At 58.7% G+C, this 6408-nt stretch carries 6 protein-coding genes; 3 read left to right on the top strand and 3 right to left on the bottom strand.

Annotated elements, in window-relative coordinates:
- The first annotated feature begins 21 nt into the window (after window positions 1-21).
- Together GXX82_16720 and GXX82_16725 are read left to right on the top strand one after the other, a co-directional pair.
- Window positions 22-588, top strand: coding sequence for a hypothetical protein (locus GXX82_16720; protein NLT24688.1), 567 nt, complete (start codon window positions 22-24; stop codon window positions 586-588).
- A gap of 23 nt (window positions 589-611) precedes the next feature.
- Window positions 612-1523, top strand: a complete 912-nt coding sequence (locus tag GXX82_16725) for a hypothetical protein (protein ID NLT24689.1) — start codon at window positions 612-614, stop codon at window positions 1521-1523.
- Here the strand turns inward: GXX82_16725 and GXX82_16730 are convergent.
- The 3 genes from GXX82_16730 to GXX82_16740 are packed head-to-tail and all read right to left on the bottom strand — an operon-like array spanning window position 1504 to window position 6018.
- Window positions 1504-4605 carry an error-prone DNA polymerase gene (locus tag GXX82_16730; GenBank protein ID NLT24690.1) on the bottom strand — a complete coding sequence of 1034 codons (3102 nt, stop codon included), beginning with the start codon at window positions 4603-4605 and terminating at the stop codon, window positions 1504-1506. The genes GXX82_16725 and GXX82_16730 overlap by 20 nt on opposite strands.
- A 10-nt stretch (window positions 4606-4615) precedes the next feature.
- Window positions 4616-4867, bottom strand: coding sequence for a hypothetical protein (locus tag GXX82_16735; protein NLT24691.1), 252 nt, complete (start codon window positions 4865-4867; stop codon window positions 4616-4618).
- Entirely contained in the window at window positions 4864-6018 is a 1155-nt protein-coding gene (locus GXX82_16740) for a hypothetical protein (GenBank protein NLT24692.1), read from the bottom strand. Before GXX82_16740 ends, GXX82_16735 begins: the two co-directional genes overlap by 4 nt.
- A 253-nt stretch (window positions 6019-6271) precedes the next feature.
- On the opposite strand from GXX82_16740, the gene GXX82_16745 reads away from it, so the two are divergent.
- The coding region (locus tag GXX82_16745) for a hypothetical protein (GenBank protein ID NLT24693.1) at window positions 6272-6408 on the top strand (137 nt) is incomplete at its 3' end.

The following is a 6408-nucleotide window of genomic DNA, read 5'->3' on the forward strand; positions in this document are numbered from 1 at the left end:
ACTATCTTTGCGGGAGGTCTTATGAAAAGGTGCGGTGTTGTGTTGAGCATAATTACTGTCATGACGGCCCTTGTGATCGGGTTCGGTCCGGCGTCAGCCGGTGCGGCGGGTCCTCTCAATGCCTGCAGTCTGCTCACAAAGGCTGACGCGGAGGCGCTTCTCAACCAGGCCAGTTCGTCGCAGAAGGCCGGCAAGGTGTCCGCTCCTGCGGGTAACCAGTGTGCCTATTTCTTCAAGAAGAAAGGCGGCACCTACAGCGCGAAGCTGAAAGTCTCCTCTTCCGAAGAGATCAAGAGCGAAGGGATCTTCAAGTCCGCGCGGGACGTCTTTGACAGGCAGAAGAAGGCCCGGATGGCCAATGCCGATACGGCGCAGAAGATGAGAAGCGTGGGGGGACTGGGCGACGAGGCCTTCTGGAACGGCTACGACCTCTGGGTCCTCAAGGGCGGATATCTTCTGACCATACTCGTTCAGGATCAGCTGGCGGGCAGTTTCAAGAGCAGGGAAGCCATGGATAAGGCCCGGGCGGAACAGGATTTCAACCTTTCCCAGCGGGCGGCGTCCGTGATACTTCTGAAGATCAAGTAGGCGGCGGTGAAGGGGTGACGGCCATGATCAGGAAAGTCTTTCTGGGTTGCCTGTTGTCACTCCTTATTGTCGGAGTTGCCGGGGCGGAAGGACCGCAAGGTCTTAAGATCGTCTCCGTCAAGCCCATGAAGGGCGGGATATACGCGATCGTGTCGGTGGAATTCCCGAAGGCCTGGAGCGACCCCGCGCTCACCGTGGAGGTGAACGGGAAACCCGTCAGGATGAGACAGGCGGGGGGCGGCTTCTCTGAGGACCGCAACATGGCGGACCTCATGTTCATGCCGGTTAGGGCAGCGAGACAATCCGTTGCCGTGAAGTCGATGGCGGGAGGAAGAAAGACCGAGGCCAGGGCCGGGTTCGATTGGACGCCCGCGCCTTTTGTCGCCGTCCTGGGGCACCCGGGGAACCGGGAGATGGTCGCGGCGAGAGAGAAACTGACCATCGCGGCGGTCAATGTCACCGGAGTGAGGGTATTCTTCAACGGCAAGGAGGTCCACGCGAAACCTTCGGCCGGCGATATAGAGACCCTCACCTTCGATCCCGCCTGGAAGAAGGGCAGGAACGTGCTTACCATCAACGCGGACAAGTGGGATGGGGGCATGATCGCGAAAAACTTCACCTTCTTTGACCTCGGAGAGGGTGGGACGCTGCCCCCGGGCCAGAGCGTCCTCGTGCACCTCGGGCGGGAAGGCACGAAGAGCGGCCCCTTCTATGATGTGAAGGTCGAAGGGGACCCCGTCGCCCTTGCTCAGGGTACCACGGTCCGCCGTGATATCGTTGACAGGGACGGATGGCTTGTTTCCGAGACATGGGTCGCGGCGGAATTGAGGGCGCGGAAGGAAGGAACCGCGAAAGTACGTGTTTTCGTCAAGGCCCACTTCCTTCAGAACATGGAGTTGGAAAGGGAATTTACGATCACCGTCGCGGGAGAGTAAGGTCTTTCTGCCCGTTCTTTTGCCTCAAGCTCGCAAATCCTTTCGCCCGGACATTGATAAGCCCGTCCTTCTTCTCGACAATTCCTTCCACGAGCAGGAAGGGTTCGAGACGTATGATGGTCCGGTGCATCCTGTAGACCTCCGGCCGTATCACGATGTTGATGAGCCCCTCCTCGTCTTCGAGGGTCATGAACGAGAACCCTCCCTTTGCGGTGGGGGGCATCTGGAGACACACCATGTACCCGGCGGTGAGAACGGCAGTGCCCGACGGGCGGCGGCCAAGACCGCCGCTTGTGACCGCCCCCAGCCTGCCCAGGGCCTTGCGATAGAGTTTCATTATATGGTGCGAAGCGGAAAACCCCTGGAAGGCGTAATCGGTTATCGTCTCTTCCGCCGCGTTCATCTCGGGTATGGGAAGGCTTTCCTGCCGCTTATCTCCCGCGAGCGGTGTGAGCTCCGGGAATCCCGTTGCGCGCAGCGTTCCGGCCTCCCACAGGAGCTGCCTTCTCGACCGCCTGATGGTGCTGAAGGCCCCCACGGCGACGAGGTTCTGCACTGAGCGATCATCGAGCCGGACCCTGCCGGCAAAGTCCTTGAGCGATGTGAAGAGCCTATCACGGCGTGCCGTGAGGATGCGATCGCCCTTGTCTTCGCCGATGCCCTTCACGTACCTGAAGCCGATCCTCAAAGATCCTCCCTCAATGGAACAGTTCCACATGCTCCTGTTGATGTCCACAGGGAGGACGGGGACGTTGTGCCGTTTCGCGTCCCCCGTTATCACCTCTGGGGTGTAGAATCCCATGGGTTGGTTGTTGAGGAGGGCGCAGTAGAACTCCGCCGGATAATGGCGTTTCAGATATGCGGAGCGGTAGCAGAGGATGGCAAAGCTGGCGGCGTGGCTCTTGCAGAAGCCGAAATCGGCGAAACCGCTTATGTGATCGAAGACCTTCGCCGCAAGCTCGCGTGTTATTCCCTCCTTCTGTGCCCCTTCAACGAAACGTTCATGCCACTTCGCGAGCTCCTCGCGGGCGTTCTTCCGGCCCATCGCCTTGCGCAGCATGTTGGCCTCACCCGCGGTGAACCCGGCTATGGCCATCGCGACCTGGAGTATCTGCTCCTGGAAGAGGATCACCCCGAGCGTTTCGTCAAGGATGGGGGCCAGCTTCGGATGAAGATGGACGACAGGTTCCTTCCCCTGCCGGCGCCGGATGAAGGGATGTACCATGTTGCCCTGCAGGGGCCCGGGTCTCACGATGGCGACCTCCATGGTGAGGTCCTCGAATGACCGGGGCCTCACCTTGGGAAGGGTCTGCATCTGGGCCCGGCTTTCCACCTGGAAGACGCCGATCGTATCGGCATCTCCGATCATCTTGAAGACCTCAGGGTCGTCGGGGGGGATGCTGTCAAAGTCGAGGACGAGCCCCCTGTGCTTACGGACAAGTTCCTTTGCGTCGTCGATGAGGGAAAGCATCCTCAGGCCGAGCAGGTCGAACTTGATAAGTCCCGCATCGTCAACGGAGTCCTTGTCCCACTGGCAGACGATCCTCCCTTCCGCGCGGGCGTGTTCCTGGGGGACGATCTCATATATGGGCCTGGGGGTGAGGACCATGCCGCCTACATGGATGGACAGGTGCCGTGGAAAGTCGGCTATCTGCGTGCAGAGGCCTCCAAAATGCTCCCAGGCGCCGGAATCGAGATAGGACGCGAATTCGGGGACCTCTTTCAGGGAGTCGATGGCGCCGCGTCCTCCATAGGCGGAAATGGTCTTTGCCATCCTGTCGAGGACGTGTTCCGGGAGCCCCAGGACCTTTCCCACCTCGCGTATCGCACCCCGCCCCTTAAAGGTCACGTAGGTGCAGACCATGGCGGCATGGTCGCGCCCGTATGTGTCGTAGACATACTGTATGACCTCCTCCCTTCTGTTGGTCGCGATATCGATATCGATGTCGGGGATGCTGAGCTCGTTGAGAAAACGCCCCACGAAGAGCTTGTGTTTCATGGGATCGACGGGGGTGATCCCGAGGACGTAGGCCACAACGGAGCTTGCCGCCGAGCCCCTTCCCTGCGCCGAGATCCCCACCTTCCTTGCGTGTTCGACAATATCCCGGACGACGAGGAAATATCCCGAAAGACCTTTTTCCTCGATAAGCAGTATCTCGTCTTCGATCCTCCTGAGGAGTTCTTCGGTAAGGGAACCGTACCGTGCGCGGGCCTTTTCCGTGGCGAGCCTCCTCAGGAACGCCGTTGCCGTTTCTCCCTCCGGCAGGGGAAAGCGGGGATAGGAAAAGGAAGAGAAATCGAGGTCGAAGAGACAGCGGCCGGCCACTTCCCCGGTCCTCACTATTGCTTCGCGGGGAAGCCAGGGGAGCTCCATCACCTCTTTTTCGCCCTTGAGATAGAACTCCGAGTTCAGTCTCCGGAAGGGCGCCGACCTGTCGAGGGGTACCCGGTGTCTGATGCAGGTCAGCACATCATGAAGGATATGTTCGGCCCTTGTCGCGTAATGGACATTGTTTGTGACCACGGTTTCGAGGCCGAGGACGTCTGCAAGATCGACAAGCTGCAGGCACAGGTGCCTGTCTTCCGGAAGCAGGTGGCCTTCGATCTCGACGTAAAAGTTGTTCTTGCCGAAAAGTGCCGCATATCTCTTCGCCGCGTCATAGGCCGCGCGTCTTTCGCCTTTCAAGAGAAGGCGGGAGATCTTTCCTTTTGCGCACCCCGACAGACAGATAAGACCTTCCGTGCGGCCGGGCAGCTCCGCTTCGGACAGTACGGGCTTTCCCTTGGACCCGGCGAGCTGCGCCCGGGTGATGAGCTGCGAGAGGTTGGCGTAGCCCCTGGCGTTCTCAACGAGAAACGTCAGATGATGGTCCTCTTCCAGGGTGAGCTCCGCTCCGATGATGGGCCGTATCCCCGCCTCTCTTGCCGTCTTCGAGAAGATGCAGGCGCTGTAAAGTCCGTCGTGGTCCGTTATGGCGAGGGCGTCCATGCCGAGGGATACAGCCCTTTCGACAAGACTCCGGGTCGAGGAAGCTCCGTCGAGAAAGGAAAAGTTCGAGTGGGCATGGAGCTCGGTGTACATGGCGGATCCTTCAGACGGTCCAGTTCTGCCGGTACCACACGCCGTCCGAAAGGTCCTGAAAGACGGTGACCCGGCTGCCGCTCTCGAGTTCGAGAGTGTAATACATGCGGGCAACCGGCCTTTGCCACCAGGTGTCGTCGACACGCCAGATGTTGACGATGTCCCGGGCCCTCTGTCTCTTCTTCCTGACGGTCACCTGCACCGGTCGACCGCTGACGGCGATCACTTCCACGGGTTCGGGATCGAAGGGGGAGATCTTCATGGTTCGACAAAGATGAACCTGTCATCGGGCAGATGGGTGCCGCTGTCGTTCCTGACGGCACGGGCCAGGGGCAGGGCGCCGTATTTTGTCTTCAGAAAGCCGCTGACATCCTTCATGTCTTTTGCGAGGCCCGGACGGGACCGAAAGAGCTTTTCCTGTCTGCCGTCATGGTTTGCGAGAGCACCGGCGCGTACGCTCATTATCCGGACGGGGCTTGCGAGTTCCACGCCTTCCAGTCCGGCCATGATCCTGCGCAGCATGTCTTCCTTGCGGGTCGTGGGTGCGTGCAGAACGAACTGTTTCTCAAAAAAGGTCCTGTTCTGAAGGTCGAGCACGATCCTTACGGTGCGGCACGCCTTACCCAACTCTTCAAGCTCGAGGCAAAGCCCGTCGAGGAGTTCGAGGAGGACCGCTTTGATCTGTTGTTTCGAGTGGACCGGTTCGTCGCAAACGAGCTCGCGGTCGACGTCGGTTATGGCGAAGGCGCAGGGTATCCTGCCGTGTTCCCCGACACCGTTGGAGAGTTCCCACAGTTCTTTCCCGACGGCGCCGAACTGGGATGTCAGGGCGGAAAGAGTGAAGGCGCTTATCTGCCCCAGGGAATGAAGCCCAAGGAGGTGGAGTCTCTCCCGCACATCGTCGGGTACGGGCAGGCGGTCGATACCAAGGGGGGCGAGGAACTCCCTTTCCATGCCCGAAGGTATGACACGCGCATCCTTCGAGGCGCAAAGCGCGGCCTCGAAGGCCATGAAACGGGAATTCCCGGCACCGACCCTAACGTCGAGGCGGAATTGACAGGATACCATGCTCCCTAAGGCCGATGCGACCTGCTCCTCGCTCTTGTACATCCCGGGGAGCCGTGTGACATCGAGGAAGACCGTGCCTTCCCCTTTCGGTTCCATGCGCAGTGTTATCCCGGCGATGGAAGAGAGGACCTCTTCCCAGAGAAGGCTGTGCTCCCTTCTTCGCGCGAGGACGGGTACGGCGTCGTAGCAGAGATGGTATACATCCTTAAGGGGCATCATGGGGGCAACCCCTCTTTGGGCAAGCTCCTCGGAACAATCGATGACAAATCCCCTCTCCTCGGGCATGCCCACGATAACGACGGGCCTTTTCCTGAGGTCGGGATCCTTCAGACATTCGACCTGCACATGAAAGTGAGGAACATGCACACAAACCACTCGCATAACAAACAGTATAGAACATATGTTCTATAAAGACAAGGAAAAAGATAAAGACGGTTTTAAGTTTTACGTTTTAGGTTTTAAGTAAAAAGAAACAGCTTCATTATTTTTCGAATGGAGTGCCGCATATCTTTTGCCTTTACTTAAAACTTAAAACCTAAAACTTAAAACTTCTTTTTCTTTTCGAAATATAGTACACTTGTTCTAACAGGAGGGTATGATGCCGCGAAAGACGGATACGAGGGAGAACATACTCGACTTTATCAGGGCCTTCCGACGGGAGAACGGCTATTCGCCATCGGTGCGGGAGGTCGCCCGCCATTGCGGGATAAAGAGCCCCTCCGTGGTGCAGTATCA

This window comes from Syntrophorhabdus sp. (assembly GCA_012719415.1).
Lineage (GTDB): Bacteria > Desulfobacterota > Syntrophorhabdia > Syntrophorhabdales > Syntrophorhabdaceae > Delta-02.

Coding starts and splice junctions, on each gene's coding strand:
- GXX82_16720 (NLT24688.1), top strand. CDS start 22: ATGAAAAGGTGCGGTGTTGTGTTGAGCATAATTACTGTCATGACGGCC.
- GXX82_16725 (NLT24689.1), top strand. CDS start 612: ATGATCAGGAAAGTCTTTCTGGGTTGCCTGTTGTCACTCCTTATTGTC.
- GXX82_16730 (NLT24690.1), bottom strand. CDS start 4,605: ATGTACACCGAGCTCCATGCCCACTCGAACTTTTCCTTTCTCGACGGA.
- GXX82_16735 (NLT24691.1), bottom strand. CDS start 4,867: ATGAAGATCTCCCCCTTCGATCCCGAACCCGTGGAAGTGATCGCCGTC.